Origin of the sequence: Inquilinus sp. 2KB_23 (assembly GCF_052115705.1) — a bacterium.
Taxonomy (GTDB): Bacteria; Pseudomonadota; Alphaproteobacteria; order DSM-16000; family Inquilinaceae; genus Inquilinus; species Inquilinus ginsengisoli_A.
The window spans coordinates 1-1,827 of the sequence record NZ_JBFRHF010000074.1 but is presented as its reverse complement, the minus strand read 5'-3'; the positions used below and the strand labels follow the sequence as shown (position 1 = coordinate 1,827).

The window sequence follows — 1,827 nt, the reverse complement described above, 5'->3', positions numbered from 1 at the left end:
CGGTGGGCGAGGCGGTTGGCCTGGGCGTTGAGGCCGGCATAGGTGAGGGCCTGGTCCTCGAACACCAGGGCGACGGCGTCGGGGGAGCGGGCGGCCTGGGCCTCGAACAGCTCGGGCAGGGTGGCCTGGGGGACGGGGCGTGCGGTGTCGTTCCATTCGACGAGGATGGTCCGGCGCTCGTCGGGATCGAGGAGRTCGATGCTGCCGATGCGCTGTCCGGGATCGGYGGCGGCGGCCTGGAGCAGGCGGACGAGGCGCCGGGCCAGGGCGGCGACCGTGGTGCGGTCGAACAGGTCGCAGGCGAACTCGACCTGGCCCTCGAGCCCGAGAGGGGTGCCGTCCGGGGCACGCTGCTCGGCGAAGGCGAGGGTGAGGTCGAACTTGGTGGTGCCGGTGCCGACCGGTAGCGAAGAGACACTGAGGCCGGTCAGGTCGAGGCTGGGAGCGGTGGTGTTCTGCAGCGCCAGCATGACCTGGAACAGGGGATGGCGGGCGGTCGATCGTGCCGGGTTGAGGAGCTCGACCAGGCGTTCGAAGGGTAGGTCCTGGTGGGCGTAGGCAGCGAGATCGATGTCGCGGACGCGGGCGAGGAGCTCGGTGAAGCTGGGGTTGCCCGAGGTGTCGGTGCGGAGCACCAGGGTGTTGACGAAGAGGCCGACGAGATCGTCTAGGGCATGGTCGGTGCGGCCGGCGATGGGACTGCCGAGGGGGATGTCGGAGCCGCAGCCGAGGCGGGAGAGCAGCGTGGCGAGGCCGGCCTGGAGCACCATGAAGAGGGTGGTGCCGTGATCTCGGGCGAGGGCGAGGAGGCGGCGGTGCAGGGCGGCATCGAGGGCGAGGGGGAGGGTATCGCCGCGCTGGCTGGATCGGGCGGGGCGAGGCCGGTCGGTGGGGAGGGTCAGCTCCTCGGGCAGGCCGGCGAGGGTGTCGAGCCAGAAGGCGCGCTGTCGGGCGATCTCGCTGTCGGGATCGGCCTCCTCGCCGAGGAGCTCGCGCTGCCAGAGGGTGTAGTCGGCGTACTGGACGGGGAGCGGGGTCCAGGCGGGGGCGTGGCCCTGGCGGCGGGCAGCGTAGGCCAGGGCGAGGTCGCGCAGCAGCGGGGCGAGGGACCAGCCGTCGCCGGCGATGTGGTGGAGGAGCAGGAGCAGGACATGGGCCTCGGGGGCGAGGCGGAAGAGACAAGCACGAAGCGGGAGCTCTCGGGCGAGGTCGAAGCCGTGGCGGGCGGCCTGTTCGAGCCTGGCCGGGAGCTCGGCCTCGGCGGTGTCGATCAGCGTCAGGTCGAGCTGCGCCTGGTCCGGGTCGAGAATGTGCTGGAACGGGCCGTCGGCGCTGTCGGCCAGGAGAGTGCGCAGGCTCTCGTGGCGGGCCGCCACATCGGCCAGGGCCACGGCCAAGGCCTTGGGATCGAGAGGCCCGTCGAGGCGCAGCGCCAGCGGAATGTTGTAGGCGGGGCTGGGGCCGTCGAGCTGGGCGAGGAACCAGAGACGCAACTGGGCGAAGGACAGCGGGACCTCGTCCGGGCGGGGCTGCGGCCGTAGGGGCAGGCGGGCAGAGGCGTCGGCGTCGAGGCGGAGGGCCAGGGCGGCGGGAGAGGGGGCATCGAACAGGGCGCGGATGGGGAGTTCGCGGCCGAGGGTGGCGCGGAGGCGGGAGGCGAGGCGTGTGGCGAGCAGGGAATGTCCGCCATGGTCGAAGAAGCTGTCGTCCGGGCCGATGCGGTCGAGGCCGAGGACCTCGGCGAAGAGGGTGCAGAGGATCGCTTCCTGGGGCGTGGAGGGCTCGCGGCGGCTGGCGGGGGAGAAGTCCGGTGCGGGCAGCGCGCGG

At 72.9% G+C, this 1,827-nt stretch carries 1 protein-coding gene; it reads right to left on the bottom strand.

The genetic code is table 11. The features are described from left to right. Positions 1–1,827, bottom strand: a 1,827-nt coding sequence (locus AB4112_RS35930) for a condensation domain-containing protein (RefSeq protein WP_441727249.1), incomplete at both ends; no start/stop codon positions are given.